This is a genomic window from Streptomyces lacaronensis, from assembly GCF_047337785.1.
In the GTDB taxonomy this organism is placed as follows: domain Bacteria; phylum Actinomycetota; class Actinomycetes; order Streptomycetales; family Streptomycetaceae; genus Streptomyces; species Streptomyces lycopersici.
The window spans coordinates 11100978-11124102 of the sequence record NZ_JBLHDK010000003.1 but is presented as its reverse complement, the minus strand read 5'-3'; the positions used below and the strand labels follow the sequence as shown (position 1 = coordinate 11124102).

Annotated in this window: 6 protein-coding genes; 1 reads left to right on the top strand and 5 read right to left on the bottom strand. The window is 71.2% G+C overall.

The genetic code is table 11. The features are described from left to right. Positions 1 to 179: 179 nt before the first annotated feature. Entirely contained in the window at positions 180 to 1862 is a 1683-nt protein-coding gene (locus ACMTAK_RS52760) for an ABC-F family ATP-binding cassette domain-containing protein (RefSeq protein WP_461773836.1), read from the bottom strand. A 458-nt stretch (positions 1863 to 2320) separates the two neighbouring features. On the opposite strand from ACMTAK_RS52760, the gene ACMTAK_RS47805 reads away from it, so the two are divergent. Further along, positions 2321 to 3010 (top strand): hypothetical protein, encoded by a 690-nt coding sequence (locus ACMTAK_RS47805; RefSeq protein WP_413811973.1) that lies wholly within the window; start codon positions 2321 to 2323, stop codon positions 3008 to 3010. A gap of 70 nt (positions 3011 to 3080) precedes the next feature. Here ACMTAK_RS47805 and ACMTAK_RS47800 read toward each other — a convergent pair whose 3' ends face one another. The 4 genes from ACMTAK_RS47800 to ACMTAK_RS47785 all read right to left on the bottom strand — a co-directional run bounded on the left by ACMTAK_RS47800 (position 3081) and on the right by ACMTAK_RS47785 (position 23033). Beyond that, complete coding sequence (locus ACMTAK_RS47800) at positions 3081 to 3782, bottom strand: alpha/beta fold hydrolase (protein ID WP_413811972.1); 702 nt, start codon at positions 3780 to 3782, stop codon at positions 3081 to 3083. 54 nt (positions 3783 to 3836) lie between these two features. Continuing rightward, on the bottom strand, positions 3837 to 4679 hold the full coding sequence (locus ACMTAK_RS47795) for an aldo/keto reductase (RefSeq protein ID WP_413811971.1): 843 nt from the start codon (positions 4677 to 4679) through the stop codon (positions 3837 to 3839). Positions 4680 to 4863: 184 nt separating this feature from the next. After that, the gene (locus tag ACMTAK_RS47790; protein ID WP_413811970.1) at positions 4864 to 5709 is read right to left on the bottom strand and encodes an SAM-dependent methyltransferase; all 846 of its coding nucleotides are present in this window, start codon (positions 5707 to 5709) and stop codon (positions 4864 to 4866) included. Between the two features lie 122 nt (positions 5710 to 5831). Beyond that, the gene (locus ACMTAK_RS47785) at positions 5832 to 23033 is read right to left on the bottom strand and encodes a type I polyketide synthase (RefSeq protein ID WP_461773851.1); all 17202 of its coding nucleotides are present in this window, start codon (positions 23031 to 23033) and stop codon (positions 5832 to 5834) included. Positions 23034 to 23125: the final 92 nt, after the last annotated feature.

The window sequence follows — 23125 nt, the reverse complement described above, 5'->3', positions numbered from 1 at the left end:
CAGACGCGGGTACATCGGCCGCGCCGCCCCTTCCCTCCCCCCGTTAAACGTTCATATATCTCGTGCGAACGAGATCGTTTTCGAAGGTAGGCCGAGGCGCATGAGTCAACCTTGAATGCGCCTTAACCTGCGCGGACACCGGATCCTCATTTCGCTCTTGCGAATTCCGGGTGCGGATCTCAGCCCGCCTCCGTCACTTCCCCTGCCGCGGATGTCGTCTCGAGCACCTCCAGGACCTCGTCGGCGGCGACGTCCCGCAATTCCTCACCGACCAGAAGCCACCAGGTGATGCCGATGGACTCCAGGAACGGCAGATCGTGGCTGGCGACCACGAGCGCGCCCTGGTAGGAGTCCAGCGCGCTCGTCAGCTGTCGCACACTTGCCAGGTCGAGGTTGTTGGTCGGCTCGTCGAGCATCAGCAGTTGCGGGGCCGGTGCGGCGAGCATGGTGGCCGCGAGTGCGGCCCGGAAGCGTTCCCCACCGGAGAGGGTCCCCGCCGGCTGCTCCGCACGCGCGCCCTTGAAGAGGAAGCGCGCGAGCTGGGCGCGGATGTGGTTGTCGGTGACACCGGGCGCCCGGCTCGCCACGTTGGCCGCCACGCTCAGCTCGTCGTCCAGGACATCCAGCCGCTGGGGGAGGAACCGCAGCGGTACGTACGTCCTGGCCTCCCCCGACAGCGGGGCGAGTTCGCCGGTGAGGGTGCGCAGCAGTGTGGTCTTACCGGCTCCGTTGCGCCCGACCAGCGCGATGCGTTCGGGCCCGTGCACATGGAGGGTGGCCTCGCGCAACGCGCCGTACTGGGGGCGCAGTTCACTCAGGCTGAGCACGGTGCGGCCCGTGGGCACGGCGGTGTGCGGCAGGCTCACCCGGATCTCGGCGTCGTCGCGGACCGCGTCCGCGGCCTCCTCACGCCGCTCGCGCGCCTCATGGAGGCGGTCTTCGTGCAGATCGCGGAGCTTGCCTGCCGACTCCTGCGCGGCCCGCTTGCGGGCACCGGCGACGATTCTCGGGGCCCGCCGCTCGATGTCCATCTTCTTGCTCTGCCGCTGACGGCGTGCCAGTTTGATGTGGGTCTCCTCCAGTTCGCGCTTTTGCCGCCGCACATCCGCCTCGGCGGCCCGCAGCATGCGCGCGGCCGCCTCCTGCTGGGTGGCCAGCGCCTCCTGGTAGGCGGACCAGCCGCCGCCGTACCAGGTCACCGACCCGGACCGCAGTTCGGCGATGCGGTCCACCCGCTCCAGCAGTTCCCGGTCGTGGCTGACCACGACCAGCACACCGGAGCGCCAGGAGTCCACGGCGTCGTAGAGCCGGCGCCGCGCGAACAGGTCGAGGTTGTTGGTGGGTTCGTCGAGCAGCAGGACGTCCGGGCGCTCCAGGAGCAGGGCGGCCAGGCGCAGCAGCACGGTCTCCCCGCCGGACAGTCGGCCGACGGTGCGGTCCAGTTCGACATCGCCGAGCCCGAGCGAGCCCAGTGTCGCCAGAGTCCGCTCCTCGACGTCCCAGTCGTCGCCGATGGTCTCGAAGTGGGCCTCGTCGACGTCTCCGGCCTCGATGGCGCGCAGCGCGGCGCGCCGCTCGGCGATGCCCAGGGCCTGATCCACACGGAGGGTGGTGTCGAGGGTGATGTTCTGCGGGAGGTAGGCGAGGCTGCCGCCGACGGTCACCGACCCCTCGGTGGGACGCAACCGGCCGGCGATCAACCGCAGCAGGGTGGACTTGCCACTGCCGTTGGTGCCCACGAGGCCGGTACGGCCCCGCCCGATGCCGAGCGAGAGTCCGTCGAAGACGGGCGTGCCGTCCGCCCACTGGAAGGACACGGCCGAGCAGGTCACGGAGGCGCTGGGGGTGGGGGATGCTGCCATGGTGTTCTCGCATTCGTAAGCGCTGTGAACAAGGGGCTACGTATGCGAGCACCACGCGGCGACCAAGCCGGGGAATGGGGTGCGGCCCTCCGAAGGGTGGGGGACGGCGTATGCACCGAGGTCGCATCCACGCGGGTCACGGGCGGCAAGAAGGCCGACTACGGCGTGACGGGCTACGGCTTGTGCCGTACCGCGCGATGATCGCGAACCTCAGATACGCAACGTCCACCTCTATCGGAGACAACAGGACCCGGGCAGTCTACCCCAACCGTGGCCTGTGGTGTCGTGGACGCGGCCGGGCGGCGGCCACCCTGCCACCTTCCTGCCAACCTTTCCCACTCCCCCGCTGCCGCGTACCGCCGCCGTTACGATCATCCGCGTGACCTGGCGGCGCGTCCGCACCGAGGCGCGCTGCCCGTTTCGGATCGCATGGATCATCGGATCAAGGGGCGTGAGAAGTGAACAGCCGGTTAAGCATCGCGGCCGTGTCGGCCGTCTCCCTGGTGGCGCTCCTGGGCGGCACGACAGTGGCGACGGCACAGGAGTCCGACCCGGCGCCGAAGTCCTGTGACGGTGTCCGGCTGACCGGCGAGCTCCCCGCTCCGGCTCCCGGCCAGGCCGTTTCGGGACAGATCACCATTGGCGCCGACTGCAAGCCGGAGCGGGTCTCCGTCCAGCACGGCCCGGCGTCGGCCCGCTCGGCCCGCACCGCGACCGCTGCCGGGAGCGCCACCACGTCAGCCACCGCCGCCGGCCATCAGCTGCGTGGCTGGAACGAGATGTACGACTGCTGCAACATCCGGATGACGGGCCTGTACACCGCCTCCTCATGGGATACGGCGAACGGGCGCATCACCACGGGCGCCACCACGGCCACCCAGGAGTGGAACCGCGAGCCGTGGGACGCCGGTTGGTCTCTCACCTCGCAGAACGCGAAGGACGACTGCGTCACGGACTGCGCCGAGGTCAACTCCGAGGCGCACGCCGACTTCGCGTACAAGGGGGTCTTCGACCCGACCGGCGACTGGTACGACAACACCCACCACTCGTATGTCCAGTTGAAGGCGGATGGGACGGCGAGCTGCCGCTTCGATGTGGAGCTGCGGCACACCTTCGTGGGGTGGAACTGGCGGTACGGCTGCGAGTGACCGCTCCGGCGGTGCGATGGCACACGGCGTGGCCCGCCGTGTGCCATCGCCGCTCAGGCGTGGTGCGGGGTCACGATGCCCCAGCGCAGCCGAGCAGTATCCGGGCGAGCTCACACGGCTGGGAGAACATCGGCCAGTGGCCGGTGTCCATCTCGACCAGCCGCCAGTGCTCGCTCTTCAGCAGCTCGGCCACGTCGCCCATCGGCTCGTCGCCGTCGAGCAGGCACTTGATGTACGTGGCCGGAAGCCCGCCGAGCGGGCGCGCCAGCACGGCAGGCTCGGAGAGCGTGGCGCCCGGATGCGGCGTGGCACCGGCCACCATCCGCGCGATCTGCTCATCGGTGAGCCCCTGGCCCTGGCAGTCGGCCTCGGTCAGGGGCGCCCAGAAGCCGTCGTTCGCGGCCATCGACGCCTCCACCGTGGCCCGGCCGCTGGGCCCCGCCGACAGGAACGACTCACCGTCCACCGGAACGTTGGAGTCCACGAACACCACATGGGCCAGCCGGTCGCCGATGCGCTCGGCGGCCTGGCCGACCGGGATGCCCGAATAGCTGTGCCCGACCAGGACCACATCGCGCAGCTCGAGCCGCTCGATCTCGCCGACGATGTCCTGGACGTGGGTCTGCTGTCCGGCCGGCACACCCTGCTTGTCGGCGAGTCCGGACAGCGTGAGGGCATGGGCGCCGTGTCCGGCCGCCCGTAGCTCCGGCACCACCCCGTCCCATGCCCACGACCCCAGCCACGCACCCGCCACCAGTACGAATTCCGTCATGGCGGCAAGGTAGCGCGGGCCTCTGACAACGGACTCAGTCGTCCGGCAACTGCCTCAAAGGACATCGAGGGGCACGGCGCCCGTGGGCGGTGGGAAGGCGCGGTCCAGCGCGGCCAGGTCCTCCGACGTCAGCTCGAGATCCAGCGCGGCGCGGTTCTCCTCGACATGGTCGACCCGCCCGGCCTTGGGGATCGCCATCACCCCCTGTCGGAGCACCCACGCCAGCATCACCTGCGCGGGGGTCGCGTCATGGGCCCGTGCGACCTCCCGCAGCGCGCCGGTGCGCGGCAGGCGTCCCTGCTCGATGGGCGAATAGGCCATCAGCGGGATGTCGCGCCGGTGGCACCAGGGCATGAGGTCGTACTCCACACCGCGCCGGGTGAGGTTGTAGAGCACCTGGTTCACGGCGGCGCCGTCGCCACCGGGGAAGGAGACGAGATCCGTCATGTCAGAGGTGTCGAAGTTGCTCACACCCCAGTGGCGGATCTTGCCGCTCTCGGTGAGTTCGGTGAAGGCTTCGAGGGTCTCCTCCAGCGGGATCCGCCCCCGCCAGTGCAGCAGATACAGATCCAGCCGGTCCGTGCCGAGCCGCCGCAGGCTGTCCTCGCAGGCCGCGATGGTGCCACTGCGGTCGGCGTGGCCGGGCAGCACCTTGCTGACCAGGAACACCTCATCGCGGCGGCCGGCGATCGCCTCTCCGACGAGTTCCTCGGAGGCGCCGCTGCCGTACATCTCGGCCGTGTCCACGACGGTCATACCGAGGTCGAGACCACGCCGCAGCGCCGCGATCTCATCGGCGCGGCGCCGGGCGTGGTCACCGATGCGCCAGGTGCCCTGGCCGAGCAGCGGGATCCGCTCCCCCGAGGGCAGCGGGACGGAGTCCGGTGCGCTGGTCATCTTGCTCGCCTCCTGGTTCTCCGGCTGCCTCCCACGGTAGGCGACGCCAGGGGCGACGCGACGTCCGTCCCGCGTGGCCCCGGCGGTCCGTCGCGGCCCTGCCGCGCCGAGGGGCGGGTCGAATGTGCCGCCCCGCCCCTGAATGACTCCCTGACGAGAACCGGGAAATTCCGGCGCCGAGGACTTACGCGGATTCGGGCCGCCGCGCGGTGGCGATCAGATAACCCAGCTCGGGCATTTCCATGTTCTCGCCCTCGGCGGGCTTCAACTTGTTGAAGACCTCCGGGTCGACCTTGGACGCCAGCTGCTCCATGTTCTGGGCCATGGCCTCACCGAGCCGCCGGACCGACTGCTTGGTGGTGCTTTCGCTGACGTCGAGCAGTTCCGTACAGCGCAGCCCGGCCTGACGCAGCATCGCCGGGTATGTCTCGAACGACGCGGGCGGCTGGGTGAGGTACCGCTGGAGAATGTTCTCGATGACCGGCCGCCGCTCCTCGGATATCTCCTCGCGCTCGTAGTTGTCGGTGAGCGCCAGCCGCCCGCCGGGGCGCAGGACCCGGGCGGCCTCCGCGAGCGCCGCCGTGCGGTCGGGCATCTGCATCACGGATTCCAGCATCCAGATGGCGTCGAATGAGGCGTCGTCGAAGGCCAGATCCATCGCGTCGCCGTACTGGAAGGTGACCTTGCCGCTCACCCCGGCGGCCTCGGCCAGCTCATTGGCCTTCTCGACCTGCTTACGGCTGACGCTGATGCCCACCACCTCGGCACCCGTCTTCTGCGCGAGCCTGATCGCGGGCCCGCCGAAGCCGCAGCCGATGTCCAGGACCCGGGAGCCGGCACCGATGCGCAGCCGCGCGATCATCATGTCGGTGAGCCGGTCGGCGGCGTCCGCCAGGGTGGTGCTGTCCTCCTGGCTGTTCCAGTAGCCGACATGGATGTTCGGGCCGTACAGCGAGGCGTCGAACATGCCCACCAGCTGGTCGTAGAACTCGCCGACCCGCTCACCGACCGCGCTGACATTGGACGTCATGATGTTTCCTCCCGCAGTAGTGGAAAGGTCTTCGGCGACATCAGAAATCCGCGAGCGCCTTCCCCGTTTTTCTTTCGCGCTTCGAATGAACGCGAGCCTATCAGGATGTCAGGCAATGCGAATCACACGTTCTCCGCAAGCCAGTTGAGGACTGCTTCGGCGGCCACGCCGGCGAAATCCTCCATCATGGTGAAGTGGTCGCCGGGAACGTCGATACGAGTGAGCGTGGCGCCCCATGCGGATTCCTCGTCGTTCGCCTCCCCGGATCCCGGAAAGGATTCCTCCGCCTTCACCGTGAGAATCGGCGCGCCGATCGGCGTCGGCCCCCAGTCGGAGAAGAGGCGCAGATAGCCGCCCATCGCGGTCAGCCTGCCCTCGTCCACCACGCCGAACATCTTTTCCCGGTCGAACATCTTGCCGGAAAGATTCGTCTGGATCCACGGCAACGCCTCGCTGCGCGGCAGATAGGTGTCCAGCAGGACGACCGCCGCGGGCGCGCTGCCACGCGCCTCCAGCCACCCGGCCACCGCCTGGGCGATCCAGCCGCCGGACGAGCGTCCGACGAGCACGAACGGCTTCTCCCCGACACAGCGCAGTACCGCCTCCGCCTGCATCTCCACGACGGCGTCGACGCTCGCCGGAAGCAACTCCCCCTTGCCGAAGCCCGGCTCGGGCAGCACGGAGACATCGCGGCGCCCCCGGAACCCGGCCGCGAAGCGGGCGTACTCACGCGGCCCCGAGATGGCGACCAGCGACGGGAAACACACCAGCCCCGGCGCCGTACTGCCCTTGGAGAGTCGCACCAGCTTGGGGGGTGTGGTCAGCTCCGCCGCCGTACGGAACGACGGGCGCAGCCGGGCCGCGGCCATGAGCAACTGGGTGCCCGCCACGTACTGTTCATCGGCGCACGCCTGCCGGTACAGCGCCTCGATCGTCGATCCGGTCGTGGCATTGGCCGCCCCGGCACTCGTGACCTGATGTGCGGTTCCCTTGGCCGACGCTTCGCTCTGGGGCGCGGAGTCCGGGGCGCCGGGGACCAGTTGGGCGCGCAGGTGGGCGGCGAGCGCCCCGGGTGTGGTGTGGTCGAAGAGCAGTGTGGCGGGCAGGTTGAGACCCGTGGCGAGGTTGAGCCGGTTGCGGATCTCCACGGCGGTGAGCGAGGTGATGCCCAGTTCGAGGAAGGCGTGGTCGTCCTCCACCAGGTCCGGTGAGTCATGGCCGAGCACGGTGGCGGCATGGGTGCGCACCAGTTCGGTCAGGAGCTGGGTCTGCTCCCTGGCCGACAGCCCGTTCAGGCGCTGCCCGATCGGCTCCACTCCCCCGGAACCGGAACCGGAGCCGGAACCGGACCCGGAGGCGGCGTTATGGGCGGCGCGGCGGGCCGGGACCCGGACCAGTCCGCGCAGCAGATGCGGGACACCGAGGGAGGCGGCCTGGACTCGTAGGGCGGCGATGTCGAGCCGCATGGGTACCAGGAGCGGGTGCGCATCGGTGGTGCTTTCCGGGCGCACGTCAGTGACGCTTTCCGGCTGGCCGCCGCCGCTCGCATCGGTGCTCTCGCCCTGGCCGGGGTCCCCGGCCAGGGCGAGAGCATGCGCTCGCGCCGTCGCCGCGTCGAAGAGCGCCAGACCCTCCTCGGACGACAGTGCGGTCACTCCCGCGCGGTTGAGCCGTTCGACGTCGCTGTCGTCCATGTGCCCCGTCATGGCGCTGCGTTCGGCCCACAGCCCCCAGGCCAGGGAGACGGCCGGCAGCCCCCGCGCCCTGCGCCGCTGCGCCAGCGCGTCCAGGAACGCGTTGGCCGCGGCGTAGTTGGCCTGGCCACTGCCACCGAATACGCCCGCCGCCGAGGAGAACAGCACAAACGTGGACAGCGGCAGGCCCTCCGTCAGCTCATGGAGGTTGATGGCGGCATCGGCCTTGGGCCGCAGCACCGTATCGACGCGCTCCGGGGTCAGCGACCCGATCACTCCGTCGTCGAGCACACCGGCCGCGTGCACCACCCCGGTCAGCGGATGCTCGGCCGGTACGGTGCCCAGCAGCCGCGCCAGCGCGGCGCGGTCGGCCGTGTCGCAGGCGGCCATGGACACCGAAGCCCCCGACGCGGTCAGCTCGGCCACCAGCTCGGCGGCGCCCGTGGCCTCGCCGCCCCGGCGGCTGGTCAGCAGCAGATGGCGTACGCCGTGCTCAGCCACCAGGTGACGCGCCACCAGGGAGCCCAGCACCCCCGTGGCGCCGGTGATGAGGACCGTCCCCTCCGGGTCCCACAGCGGGGTGGCCGCAGGCTCCCCCTCCCGCTCCCCGGCCGACGTGGACGTGGCCGGGCCGGCCGCGGGGACCCGGGCGAGTCGTGGCACCAGCACCGCGCCACCGCGCACCGCCATCTGCGGCTCGTCGCCCGACAGGGCCTGTGGCAGGGCGGCGTACGACGCCTCCTGGTCGTCCAGGTCGAGCAGCAGGAACCGGTCGGGGTTCTCCGACTGCGCCGACCTCACCAGCCCCCACACCGCCGCGCAGGCCGGATCGGCCACCGGCTCCCCGGGCCGGACACCGACCGCCCCACGGGTGACCAGCACCAGCCGGGACCGTCCGAACCGCTCATCGGCCGCCCACGACTGCACCAGCGCGAGCGCCCGGTGCGCCGCGGCACGGACCGCCTCGGCGGTCGGAGAGGGCGAGGACGGAGAGGAGAAGTGGGTCGGGGAGGACGGGGAGATCAGGAAGACGAACACCAGATCCGGCGCCGTTCGCCCCTCCTCGATGGCCTCTCCCAGAGCGGACAGATCCGCATACGTCTCGGCCAGGGCACCGGCCGTGCCCGCCGACTTCAGCGCCGCCGACAGCCCCGTGTCGCCCTCGGCGAGCATGGCCCAACGGCCGGAAGCGCCGGCCGGCGGGGACACCACCGCGGGCGCCGTCCACTCCAGGCCGAAGAGCGACTCGTGGAAGGCGCCATGCGCCGCACCCAGCTGGTCGCGGGCGACCGCGCGGGTGACGAGCGAATCCACCGAGGCCACCGGCCGCCCCGACTCGTCGAGCGCGGTCAGCGACACCGCGTCCGGCCCGGCCGGGGCCAGCCGCACCCGCAGCGCGGACGCGCCGGTGGCCTGCAGCGCCACGCCGCTCCAGGCGAAGGGAAGCCGGACCCGTCCGGTGCCGGACCCCTCGTCCCGTCGGACGTTGCCATCGGGCTCGGGGAGGCGGACGAAGCCGCCGAACGCCATCGCGTGCAACGCGGCGTCCAGCAGGGCCGGGTGGAGGCCGAAGCGCTCGGCGTCCTGCCGTGCCTCCTCCGCCAAGCGGACCTCGGCGAAGACCTCGTCGCCCCTGCGCCAGACGGCGCGCAGCCCCTGGAAGGACGGCCCGTAGCCCAGCCCGGTCCGTGCGAACCGTTCATAAAGCCCGCCGACATCCACCGCCTCCGCACCTGTCGGAGGCCATGCCTCGGGCCCGGCGGCACGATCGGCCGCCGCCGAGGTGCCGCCGCTGCCGAGCACACCGGTGGCGTGCTGTGTCCAGGGGCCGTCCTCCGTCTGTGCGTACACACCGACCGAGCGCCGCCCCGCCTCGTCGGGACCGCCGACGGCGACCTGCAGCCGGACCGTGTCCCGCTCTGGCAGCACCAGTGGTGCTCCCAGGGTCAGTTCGTCCACCCGGTCGCAGCCGACCGCGTCACCGGCCCGCATCAGCAACTCCACGAAGGCCGTGCCAGGCAGCAGCGTGACATCCGCCACCGCGTGGTCGGCGAGCCAGGGGTGGGTACGGAGCGAGAGCCGGCCGGTCAGCAGGAACCCATCGGAGTCGGGCAGCGGCACGGCGGCCCCCAGCAACGGATGCCCCGCCGAGTCCAGCCCCACCGACGCCACATCACCACCGGCGTCGATGGCCTCGGACTCCAGCCAGAAGTGGGTACGCTGGAAGGCGTACGTCGGCAGATCGACGCGCCGCGCGCCCGTCCCCGCGAACATCCCCGCCCAGTCGACGGAAGCGCCGCCCACGTACGCCTCGGCCAGGGAGGTCAGGAATCGCTCCGGACCGCCTTCGTCGCGGCGCAGCGAACCGACCGCGGTGACCCGGGTGCCATGGTCCTCAGCGGTCTGCTCGACACCCATCGTGAGCACCGGATGGGCGCTGGCCTCGATGAATACCTGGAGACCATCGGCGAGCAGGGCGCGGACGGTCTCGTCGAAGCGCACCGTCTGACGCAGATTCCGGTACCAGTACCCGGCATCCAGCCCCGTGGTGTCCAGCACACCCGCGGTGACCGTGGAGTAGAACGGCACCGACGAGGCCCGGGGAGCGATCCCCGCGAGTTCCCGCAGCAACTCGCCTTCGATGGCCTCGACATGGGCGCAGTGCGAGGCGTAGTCCACGGGGATGCGACGCGCCCGGACCCCGTCCGCCTCGCACGCCGCCAGCAGCTCGTCCAGCGCGTCCGCGTCACCGGACACCACGACCGCAGACGGACCGTTCACCGCCGCCACCGCCAACCGCTCACCCCACCGGCCCAGCCGCTCCCGCACCTCCCCCACCGGCAACGACACCGACACCATCCCCCCCATCCCCGACAACGCCCGCAACGCCCTACTCCGCAACGCCACCACCCGCGCCGCGTCCTCCAACGACAACGCACCCGCCACACACGCCGCCGCGATCTCACCCTGCGAATGACCGATGACCGCCGCAGGCTCCACCCCATACGAACGCCACAGCTCCGCCAACGACACCATCACCGCGAACAGAGCAGGCTGCACCACATCCACCCGCTCCAACGCCACCGCAGCACCCTCACCACCCCGCAACACATCCCCGAGCGACCACTCCACAAACGGCGCCAACGCCGCCGCACACTCCCCGACCCGCCCCGCGAACACCGGAGACGACTCCAACAACCCCGCCGCCATCCCCACCCACTGCGACCCCTGACCAGGGAAGACAAAGGCCGCACGGGCATCGGAGCCGACCACGGCCCCTCGCACCACACCCGACGCCTCGCGGCCCTCGGCCAGCGCGGTCAGGCCGCTGACGAGCGCGGTACGGTCACCGCCCAGCACCACCGCCCGCCGCTCGAACGCCGCGCGCGTGGTGACCAGTGACAGGCCGATGTCCGTCACCGCCGGGCCGGTCTCCCCGGCCACGAGCGAGAGCAGTCGCCCGCCCTGTTCACGCACACCGGCATTGGACTTCGCCGACAGCACCCATGGCACCACAGCGAGCGGCGACTCCCCGCTCTTCTCGGAGTTTTCGCTCTCGGCCGATGGCGCCTGCTCGAGGATGATGTGCGCGTTGGTGCCGCTGAGGCCGAAGGAGGAGACGCCCGCCCGGCGTGGGCGGCCGGTCTCGGGCCAGGGCCTGGCCTCGGTGAGCAGTTCGACGGCTCCCGCCGTCCAGTCGATGTGTGTCGACGGTGCGTCCACGCCCAGCGTCTGTGGCAGCAGACCGTGCCGCATGGCGAGCACCATCTTCATGATGCCCGCGACACCGGCCGCGGCCTGGGTGTGTCCGATGTTGGACTTGATCGAGCCGAGCCACAGGGGCTGGTCATCGGTGCGTTCACGGCCGTACGTGGCCAACAGCGCCTGCGCCTCGATCGGATCGCCCAGCGTCGTACCCGTACCGTGCGCCTCCACCGCGTCCACCTCGGCCGCCGACAGCCGCGCGTTCGCCAGCGCCGCCCGGATCACCCGCTGCTGCGAGGGGCCGTTGGGCGCGGTGAGGCCGTTGCTCGCACCGTCCTGGTTGACGGCGGAGCCGCGTACCACCGCCAGCACCTGGTGGCCGTTGCGGCGCGCGTCCGACAGCCGCTCCAGCAGCAGCATGCCCACACCCTCACCCCAGCCCGTGCCGTCGGCGGCCGCCGCGAACGGCTTGCACCGGCCGTCCGGCGCCAGCCCGCGCTGACGGCTGAACTCCACGAAGGTGGCGGGGGTGGACATCACCGCCACTCCGCCCGCCAGCGCCAGCGAGCACTCGCCCTGGCGCAGCGCCTGCGCCGCCAAGTGCAGGGCCACCAGCGACGACGAGCATGCGGTGTCGATGGTCACGGCCGGGCCCTCGAGACCGAAGGTGTAGGCGACCCGTCCCGATGCGATGCTTCCGGAGCCGCCCGTGGCGAGGTAGCCCTCGGCGCCCTCGGGGACACTCCGGAGCTGGGAGCCGTAGTCGTGGTACATCAGACCCGCGAAGACACCGGTCGCGCTGCCCCGAAGGGTCGTCGCGTCGATTCCGGCCCGCTCGAACGCCTCCCATGACGTCTCCAGCAGCAGCCTCTGCTGCGGGTCCATCGCCAGGGCCTCACGTGGCGAGATACCGAAGAACGCCGGGTCGAACTCGCCGGCGGTGTGCAGGAAGCCGCCCTCACGCGCATAGCTCTTGCCGTCCGCCTCCGGGTCGGGGTCGTACAGCCCCGCCACATCCCAGCCACGGTTGCCGGGGAAGCCGGAAATGGCTTCGTCGCCCGCCGCGAGCAGCCGCCACAGCTCTTCCGGGGACCGGGCGCCACCGGGGAATCGGCAGGCCATGCCGACGATCGCCACCAGGTCGTCACCCGTGTCCGCCTTGCCGGTGGGCAGGGCTGGCTGGGCGGGACGTACGTCGTCGTCCCCACCGGTCAGCTCCTGGTGGAGATGGCGGGCCAGGGCGATCGGGTTCGGATAGTCGAACACCAGCGTGGCCGTGAGGCGCAGTCCGGTGGCCGAGCCCAGGCGGTTGCGCAGCTCCACCGCCGTCAGCGAGTCGAAGCCGAAGTCCTTGAAGGCACGGCTCGGCTCCACCGCGGCCGCCCCACCGTGTCCGAGCACGGTGGCCACGCACCGCCGCACCAGGTCCAGCACCAGGCGTTCGCCGTCCTCCGACGACGCTGCGGCGAGCCGTTCCCGCAGGTCACCCGCGGCCTCGGTGCCCTCCGCCGCAGCCCGGCGCGCCATAGGCCGCACCAACTCCCGCATGATGTGGGGCACTTCGCCGTCGGCGTCACGCGCCTTGGCCGGGTCCAGCCGCATCGGGATGACCACGGGCGGTTCCCCGGCACATCCCGCGTCGAACAGGGCCAGGCCCTCCTCCGGCGACAGGCCGTCCACTCCGGCCCGGCCCATACGCCGCAGATCCGCCTCGGCCAGCCCGCCGGCCATTCCGTCGCGCTCGTCCCACAAGCCCCAGGCGAGGGACAGGCCGGGCAGCCCCAAGGCTCGACGGCGCCGTATCAGGGCGTCGAGGAAGGCGTTGGCTGCCGCGTAGTTGGCCTGTCCGGCGGTGCCGAAGGTCCCGGCGGCCGAGGAGAACACGACGAACGCCGACAGGCCCATCGCCTCGGTCACTTCGTGCAGGGCAAGGGCCGCGTCCATCTTCGGGCGCAGCACCGCGTCCACGCGCTCCGGTGTCAGCGATGCGATGACGCCGTCGTCGAGCACCCCGGCCGTGTGGACCACTCCGCGCAGCGGATGTGGATCGGAGACGCCCTTCACGGCGGCGGTCAGGGCGTCCCGGTCGGCCACGTCGCAGGCGGCCCAGCTGACCGACGCGCCCGCCGCCACCAGCTCGTCCTCCAGCGCGCGGGCGCCGGGGGCATCCGCGCCGCGACGGCTCACCAGCAGCAGATGGCGTACGCCGCGCTCGGCCACGAGATGGCGGGCGACCAGCCCGCCCAGCGTGCCGGTGGCGCCGGTCACCAGGACCGTGCCCGCCACGTCCCACAGCGCCGAGTGAGTGGCAGCTCGGGTGGTCGGGGCGGTCTCGGGGGTCGGGGTGGTCGGGGTGGTCCCCGGGGTTCGTACCCGGCCCAGGCGGGGTGCCAGCAGCCGCCCGCCGCGCACGGCCACCTGGGGTTCGCCACTCGCCACCGCCGCGGACAGCAGGGAGAGGGTCTTGGCGGGCAGTGGCCGACGCCCGGACTCGTGCTCCGGTGCCCGATCCCCACCGTCCAGGTCGACCAGGACGAACCGATCCGGGTGCTCGGTCTGCGCGGTCCGTACCAGACCCCATACGGCGGCCGCCGCGAGATCCACCACGGGATCCACCACGGCCTTGTCGTTCTGGCCGCCCTCATCGTCCTCGACGGTCACAGCGCCATGCGTGGCGATCACCAGTCGCGATCCGGCGAACCGCTCCTCGGCCAGCCATCCCCGCACCAGCTCCAGCGCCCGATGGATCACGTCCCGTATCCCATCGGCGTCGGCGGCGGTCACGGATGGGACCACACACGCCACCACCGGAGGCACGGCCCCTTCGGCGCCGACCGCCTCACCGAACGCCGCGATGTCGGGCCAGTCGGCGCCGTCCAGCGGCGCCACCTCGGCCACGGAGCTGTTCACCGAAGCCTCGGCGCCCGGCAGAACGCTCCAGTTCAGCCGGAAGAGGGACTGGTGCACCGCCCCGCGCGCCGCGTTGACCTGCTCCGGGGAGACGGGGCGCGTCGCCAGCGAGTCCACCGTGGCCACCGGCGCACCGGTCCCGTCCGTCACCTCCATCGACAGCGCCATGCCATCGGGTCCGGTGCGGGTGAGGCGTACGCGCAGCGTGGCGGCGCCCGCCGCGTACACCGACACCCCGCTCCATGAGAACGGCAGCCGGATCTCCTCCGACGCGGCGGTGGCGTCCGAGGCTCCGATGGCCCGCGACACACCGGTGGCCGCGGCGCCCACGGCGTGCAGGGCGGCGTCCAGCAAGGCCGGGTGGAGGCCGAAGCGGCGCGGGTCCTGCTCCGCCTCGTCGGGCAGCGCGACCTCGGCGAACACCTCTGTCCCGCGCCGCCACACGCCACGCAGCCCCTGGAACACCGGCCCGTACCGCAGCCCCGTCTCGGCAAGCCGCTCGTAGTGCCCGTCCAGCGCCACGGGTTCGGCGTCCTGTGGCGGCCATACGGAGGCGGGGAGGGCGGCGCGAGCGGAGGTGGGCGGCTCGGGCGCGACACTGCCCGTCGCATGCCGGAGCCACGGCCCCTCCCCGCCGTCCTCGCGCGAGTGCACGGTCAGCGCCCGGCGCCCCGAGTCATCGGCGTCCGAGACGGTCACCCGCACCTGTACGCCACCGTGCTCGGGCAGGACCAGCGGTGCCTCGAGCGTCAGCTCCTCCAGCCGGGCGCATCCGACGCGGTCGCCCACGTGCAGCGCCAGCTCGACGAACGCCGTGCCCGGCAGCATCACCGCCCCCAGCACCTCATGATCGGCCAGCCAGGCGTGCGTACGCGCGGACAGCCGGCCGGTGAACAGGCATCCGTCGGAGTCGGGCAGCGTCACCGCGGCGCCGAGCAGCGGATGCTCCGCTGAACCGAGCCCCGCCGAGGCCACATCCGCCGTGGACACGGCCGACTCCAGCCAGTACCGCTCCCGCTGGAAGGCATACGTGGGCAGCTCGACGGTCCGGGGGCGCGCCGGCGCGAGCAGTGCCGCCCAGTCCACGAAGCGGCCCCGGACATGGATCTGAGCCAGCGCTTCGAGCAGCGAGGCGGCCTCATCACGACCGGTGCGCAGGGCCGGGGCGAAGGTGGCGTCAGGAGCGCACTCCTGCCCCATCCCGGACAGCACTCCGTCCGGGCCCAGCTCCAGATGGGTGGTGGCACCCTGGTCCGCCAGGCTCTTCACGCCGTCGGCGAAGCGCACGGTCTCGCGGACGTGCCGTACCCAGTACTCGGCCGAGCACAGCGCCTCGGCATCCGCGACCAGACCCGTCACATTCGACACGACGGGGATGCGCGGAGGCGCGTACGACAGCCCCTCGGCCACCCGCCGGAACTCCGCCAGCATCGGCTCCATCAACGGCGAGTGGAACGCATGCGAGACCCGCAGCCGCTTCGTCTTGACCCCCTCGGCCTCCAGCAGCCCCACAATCTCCGTCACCGCCTCCTCCACACCGGAAATCACGGTCGAGCGCGGACCGTTGACCGCCGCCACACTCACCTCGGCCTCACGACCGGCCAGCAGCGGCAGCACATCCGCCTCGCCGGCCTGAACCGACACCATCACCCCACCCGGGGGCAACGCCTGCATCAACCGCCCACGAGCCGCCACCAGAGCACACGCGTCCTCGAGCGACAACACACCCGCCACATACGCCGCCACCAACTCACCAATCGAATGCCCCGCCACAAAGTCCGGCCGCACACCCCACGACTCCACCAACCGGAACAGCGCCACCTCCACCGCAAACAACCCACACTGCGTAAACCCGGTCCCATCCAGCCCCTCCGCATCCCCACGGACCACCTCCCCCAGCGAACGCCCCAACACCCCATCGAACCGCGCACACACCTCATCGAAGGCCTCCGCGAACACCGGGAACGCCTCATACAGCCCCTGACCCATCCCGACCCGCTGACTGCCCTGACCCGAGAACAACACCGCCAACTTGCCCGGCACCACCGAACCCTGAACCACACCCGGCGCCGGATCGCCGATCGACAGCGCCTCCAAGCCATCGACAAGACCAGCCCGGTCGGCGGCCAGCACCACGGCACGACGCTCAAACGCGCTACGCGTCGTCGCCAACGACAGCGCCACATCCATGAGCGGCAGCTCCGGCCGCTCCCCCGCGAACGACGCCAGCCGACTCGCCTGCGCTCGCAGCGCGGGTTCGGACCGTCCCGAGACCACCCACGGCACCACCGATCGCGTCGACGTTCCCGGCTCGTCGGGGGATTCGGCGACGGGCGGCACCACCGGCGCCTGCTCCAGGATGACGTGTGCGTTGGTGCCACTGATGCCGAACGACGACACACCCGCACGCCGGGGACGGTCCGTCTCCGGCCACTCCACCGCATCCGTCAGCAGCTCCACCGCACCCGCCGACCAATCCACATGCGGCGACGGCTCATCGACATGCAGCGTCTTCGGCAGTAGGCCGTGCCGCATCGCCAGCACCATCTTCATCACACCCGCGACACCCGCGGCCGCCTGCGTATGGCCGATGTTCGACTTGATCGCGCCAAGCCACAGCGGCCGCTCCTCGGCCACCCGCTCCTGGCCGTATGTCGCGAGCAACGCCTGCGCCTCGATCGGGTCACCGAGCCTGGTACCCGTACCGTGCGCCTCCACCACGTCCACCTCAGCGGCCGACAGCCGAGCGCTTTCCAACGCCGCCCGGATCACCCGCTGCTGCGACGGACCATTCGGCGCCGACAGCCCATTGCTCGCACCGTCCTGGTTCACCGCGGAACCACGCACCACCGCCAGCACCCGGTGCCCGTTTCGCCGCGCATCCGACAGCCGCTCCAGCAGCAGCACCCCCGCGCCCTCGGAGAACCCGGTGCCGTCCGCCGCGCCCGCGAAGGGCCGGCACCGCCCGTCCGCCGACAGCCCGCGCTGCCAGCTGAACTCCACGAACAGACCCGGTGTCGACATCACCGTCACACCGCCCGCGAGCGCGAGCGAGCACTCGCCCCGACGCAGCGCCTGCGTCGCCAGATGCAACGCCACCAGCGACGAGGAACACGCGGTGTCCACCGTGACCGCCGGGCCCTCGAAACCGAAGGTGTAGGAGATCCGCCCGGAGACGATGCTGCCCGCGCTGGGGGAGCCGGGGCCACCGCCCGGGCCCTGCAACAGCCCGTAGTCGTGGTGCATCACACCGGCGAAGACCCCGGTCTGGCTGCCACGCAGGGTCGCCGGGTCGATACCGGCCCGCTCCAGCGCCTCCCACGACGTCTCCAGCAACAGCCGCTGCTGCGGATCCATCGCCAGCGCCTCACGCGGTGAAATCCCGAAGAACGCCGGATCGAAGTCACCCGCGTCGTAGAGGAAGCCGCCCTCGCGGGCGTAGCTCTTCCCCGCGGCGTCCGGGTCCGGGTCGTACAGGCCCTCCACATCCCAGCCGCGGTCTTCCGGGAAGGCGGAGATGGCGTCCGTGCCGCGCTCCAGGAGCTGCCACAGCTGCTCCGGCGTCCGCACTCCACCAGGGAAGCGGCAGCTCATCGCCACGATCGCGATGGGCTCGTCCTGGGTGGCGAGTGTGCTCGTACCGGCGGCGCCGGACGGAGAGGCCGACAGGGTGGCGCCCGGATGCGCCTCGACCAGCTCGGAGCGCAGATGGCGGGCGATCACCACGGGCGTGGGGTAGTCGAAGACGAGAGTGGCGGGCAGGCGCAATCCGGTGGCCGTGTTCAGCCGATTGCGCAGCTCAACGGCGGTCAGCGAGTCGAACCCGAGCTCCTTGAACGCACGCTCCACCTCGATGGAGCCCGCCCCCGCGTGTCCGAGCACCTCGGCGACGTGGGTGCACACCAGGTTCAGCAGGACCTCGTCCTGTTCGTCGGTTGGCAGGGGCGCAAGCCGCCGCCACAGTTCCGACTGCCCCGCGCCACCGCTGGACGGCCGTACGGTACGACGCGCGGGAACCGACAGCAGATCGCGGAGGAGGGCGGGCACCGCACCGGACGCCGCCTGGGCGCGGAGCGCCGGGAGGTCCAGGCGTATGGGCAGCAGGACGGGCTGCGCCATGGTCCCGGAAACGTCGAACAGTTCAAGGCCCTCTTCCGACGTCAGCGGGGCGATGCCGCCGCGCCGCATGCGCCGTACGTCCTCGTCGGCCAGGTGGCCCGTCATTCCACTGCGCTCTGCCCAGAACCCCCAGGCCAGCGAGACGGCTGGCAGTCCGAGCGCGCGTCGGTGTGCCGCCAGGGCGTCGACGTAGGCGTTCGCCGCGGCGTAGTTGCCCTGTCCGGCGCCGCCGAATGTGCCGGCCGCTGAGGAGAACATCGCGAACGCCGCCAGGTCCAGGTCCCGGGTCAGCTCGTGCAGGTGGAAGGCGGCATCGACCTTGGGGCGGAGCACCGTGTCGAGACGCTCGGGAGTCAGGGTTTCGATGACGCCGTCGTCCAGCACACCGGCCGCGTGCACCACACCACGCAATGGACGATCCGCCGGAATACGCGCCAGCACCCCCGCCAACGCTTCACGATCGGCCACATCGCAGGCCACCATGGTCACCGACGCACCCAGCCCCACCAGCTCGGCCTCCAACTCCACCGCGCCAACAGCCTCCCGGCCCCGCCGAGAGACCAACACCAGATGCCGCACCCCACCCTCAGCCACCAAATGCCGCACCACCAAACCACCCAGCGTGCCCGTGGCACCGGTCACCAACACCGTGCCCCCGGAATCCCACACAAACCCCGACCCAACTCGCCCAACAGAACCAACAGGAACAACAGCACGCGACAGCCGAGGCACCAAAGCCTCCCCGGACCGCACGGCCACCTGAGGCTCCCCCCACCCCAGCACCGCCTGAAGCACACCGGCCGACACCGGTACCTCATCCACGTCCACCAAGACGAACCGATCCGGATGCTCAGCCTGCGCCGACCGCACCAAACCCCACACCACAGCCGCCGCCACATCCAGCACATCCTCACCCTCCACAGCCGCCACCGCACCCCGCGTCACCACCACCAACCGCGAACCGGCAAACCGCTCCTCCCCCAACCACCCCTGCACCACACCCAGGACACGATGGGCCATCCCCCGTGCCTCGCTCGGATCGCCGGCCCGGGCTCCGGAGTCGGCCTCGAAGGAGACCAGAACGGTGTCGGGGGTGGCCGCGCCGTCGTCCATGGCCTGGATCAGATCCGCCAGTTCCGAGTACCTGGTGCCATCCGCGCCGCTCAAGGCGTCAAGGTGCGGTGCCGCGCTCCCGAGCAAGGCCCACTGCCCGGTGGCCGCGGGGGCTTCACGCTGGGCGGGAACCTCACGCCATGTGGTGTGGAACAGCGCGTCATGCGTCACGTTCCGCGCGGCGCGGAGCTGCTCGGGGGTCACCGCACGGGTCACCAGCGATGCCACCGAGGCCACCGGCGTCCCGGTGGTGTCCGCGGCGAGGAGCGAGATGGCATCCGGTCCGGCCGGAGCGAGCCGTACGCGCAGGGTGTCCGCGCCCGTTGCGTACAGGGACACACCGCTCCAGACGAACGGTAGTCCGGGGCCCGGACGGGAGGAATCGTGCTCCGAGTCGTCCCCTCCCAATGCCGCGGTGTGCAGGGCGGCGTCGAGGAGTGCCGGGTGCAGACCGAAGCGGCCCGCCTCAGCACGCTGTTCCTCCGCAAGCGCCACCTCAGCGAACACCTCATCACCACGACGCCACGCGGCCCGCACCCCCTGGAACACCGGCCCATACTCCAAACCCACCCCAGCCAACCGCTCATACACCCCACCCACATCCACCGCCACCGCACCAACAGGCGGCCACACACTCAACCCATCCACCACCACCGGAACATCAGCCGACAACACCCCCCTCGCATGCCGCGTCCACGACCCCTCCTCCTCATCCTCCACCTGAGAAAACACACCCACCACACGCCGGCCCACCCCATCCGGCACACCCACCGACAACTGCACCCGCACCCCACCACGCTCCGGCACCACCAACGGCGCCTCCAACGTCAACTCCTCCAACCACCCACACCCCACCCCATCACCCGCACGCAACACCAACTCCACCAACGCCGCCCCCGGCACCACCACCACACCCCACACCGCATGATCAGCCAACCAACCATGCGAAACCAACGACAACCGCCCCGTCAACAACACCCCATCCACACCCGCCAACCCCACCACCGCACCCAACAACGGATGATCAGCCGAACCCAAACCAAGCCCAGCCGCCGCACCCTCGCTGACGGCCGCACCCGCGGACTCCAGCCAGTACCGCTCCCGCTGGAAGGCATACGTGGGCAGCTCAACGCGACGCGCACCCGTCCCCGCGAAAGTCCGAGCCCAGTCGACAGAGGCCCCACCCACATACGCCTCGGCCACGGAGGCCAGGAAGCGATTCAGGCCACCCTCGTCACGGCGCAGCGAACCGACGGCGGTGACACGGGTGCCGTGCTCCTCAGCCGTCTCCTCGACACCCATCGTGAGCACCGGATGGGCACTGGCCTCGACAAACACCTGGAAACCGTCGGCCAGCAGAGCGCGGACGGTCTCCTCGAAACGCACCGTCTGACGAAGATTGCGATACCAGTACCCGGCATCCAGCCCAGCCGCATCCAGCACCCCACCAGTCACCGTCGAATAGAACGGCACCGACGACGGCCGAGGCCTGATCCCGGCAAGCTCCCGCGACAACTCGCCCTCAATGGCCTCCACATGAGCACAATGCGAGGCGTAGTCCACCGGAACGCGCCGCGCCCGGATCTCCTCCGCCTCACACTCGGCCAGCAGCTCGTCCAACGCGCCCGCATCGCCGGAGACCACAACCGCCGAAGGCCCGTTCACCGCGGCCACCGACAACCGCTCACCCCATGCCCCAAGCCGATCCCGTACCTCCGCCACCGGCAGCGACACCGACACCATGCCCCCACGCCCCGACAACGCCCGCAGCGCCTTACTCCGCAACGCCACCACCCGCGCCGCATCCTCCAACGACAACGCACCCGCCACACACGCCGCCGCAATCTCACCCTGCGAATGCCCCACCACCGCCGCAGGCACCACACCGTACGAACGCCACAGCTCAGCCAACGACACCATCACCGCCCACAACACCGGCTGCACCACATCCACCCGCTCCAACGCCACCGGATCGCCGAGCACATCCACCAACGACCACTCCACCAACGGCCCCAACGCCGCCGCACACTCACCCAACCGCTCCGCGAACACCGCAGACGACTCCAGCAGCCCCACCGCCATCCCCACCCACTGCGACCCCTGCCCCGGAAACACCAACACCGCACGACCATCACCACCCGCAACCACACCCCGCACCAGCCCGGAGACATCCCGGCCCTCCGCCACCGCACCCAAGCCCTCGGCCAGAGCCGCACGGTCGGACCCCAACACCACCGCACGATGCTCGAAGGCACTACGCGTCGTCGCCAAAGAGAACCCGACATCGGTGGCGGTTGCCTCCGCCCGAGCACCGAGGTGGGCGAGCAGCCCTTCGGCCTGGGCACGCAGAGCGCTCTCGGACTTCGCCGAGACCAGCCACGGCACGATGCCGGAAGGCAGGTGCCCCGTCTCCTCCGGCGCTTCGCCCTCCGGGTCGGCCGGAGGCTCCTGCTCCAGGATGATGTGTGCGTTGGTGCCGCTGATCCCGAAAGACGAGACACCCGCCCGACGGGGCTCGGCGCCCTCCGGCCACGGCGTGGCCTCGGTGAGCAGCCTCACCCCGCCCGCCGACCAGTCCACATGGGGCGATGGCTCGTCGACGTGCAGCGTCCGCGGCAGCAGCCCGTGCCGCATCGCCTGCACCATCTTGATCACTCCGGCCACGCCCGCCGCCGCCTGCGTATGGCCGATGTTGGACTTGATGGAGCCCAGCCACAGCGGCCGCTCGTCGGGCCGGTCCTGCCCGTACGTGGCCAGCAGCGCCTGCGCCTCGATCGGGTCGCCCAGCGTCGTACCCGTGCCATGCGCCTCGACGACGTCCACCTGCTTGGCGGAGAGTTTGGCGTCGGCCAGGGCCTGGCGGATGACCCGCTGCTGGGACGGTCCGTTCGGCGCGGTGAGGCCGTTGCTCGCACCGTCCTGGTTGATGGCGGAGCCGCGTACCACCGCCAGCACCGGGTGGCCGTTGCGGCGCGCGTCCGACAGCCGCTCCAGCAGCAGCATGCCCACACCCTCACCCCAGCCCGTGCCATCGGCGGCCGCCGCGAACGGCTTGCACCGGCCGTCCGGCGCCAGCCCGCGCTGACGGCTGAACTCCACAAAGGTCCCGGGGGTGGACATCACCGTGACGCCACCCGCGAGGGCGAGTGTGCACTCCTGGCGCCGCAGGGCTTGACCGGCCCAGTGCAGCGCCACCAGGGACGAGGAGCACGCCGTGTCGACGGTGACCGCCGGGCCCTCGAGGCCGAGGGTGTAGGCCACCCGGCCGGAGGCGATGCTGCCCGCGGTGCCGTTGCCCAGGTAGCCCTCCACACCTGCGGGCAGCGAGGTCAGACCGGTGCCGTAGTCGTGGTACATCACACCGGTGAAGACACCGGTCCTGCTGCCCCGCACCGACTCCGGGTCGATACCGGCCCGCTCGAACGCCTCCCAAGCCGTCTCCAGGAGCAGCCGCTGCTGGGGGTCGGTCGCGAGCGCCTCACGCGGGGACATCCCGAAGAAGGCCGGGTCGAATTCACCGGCGCCGTGCAGAAATCCGCCCTCGCGCGCATAGCTCTTGCCGACCGCGCCGGGGTCGGCGTCGTACAGCCCCTCCACGTCCCAGCCGCGGTCCTCAGGGAAGCCCGAGATGGCGTCCTCGCCGGCGGCCACCGACCGCCACAGCTCCTCCGGCGAACGCAGCCCGCCCGGGTAGCGGCAGCTCATCGCCACGATCGCGATCGGCTCGTGGTCCGCCGACTCCGCCTCCTGGAGGCGCTGACGCGTCTGGTGAAGTTCGGCAATGACTCGCTTGAGGTAATCCCGGAGTTTGTCTTCGTTGCTCATCGCGCTTTCCCAATCACAAGGCTGTCGGCAGATCGCGGAGGGGTATTGCC

What these genes read in the sequence shown, in the direction of transcription:
- ACMTAK_RS52760 (WP_461773836.1), bottom strand. Translation starts at nt 1,862, where the DNA reads ATGGCAGCATCCCCCACCCCCAGCGCCTCCGTGACCTGCTCGGCCGTG.
- ACMTAK_RS47800 (WP_413811972.1), bottom strand. Translation starts at nt 3,782, where the DNA reads ATGACGGAATTCGTACTGGTGGCGGGTGCGTGGCTGGGGTCGTGGGCA.
- ACMTAK_RS47790 (WP_413811970.1), bottom strand. Translation starts at nt 5,709, where the DNA reads ATGACGTCCAATGTCAGCGCGGTCGGTGAGCGGGTCGGCGAGTTCTAC.
- ACMTAK_RS47795 (WP_413811971.1), bottom strand. Translation starts at nt 4,679, where the DNA reads ATGACCAGCGCACCGGACTCCGTCCCGCTGCCCTCGGGGGAGCGGATC.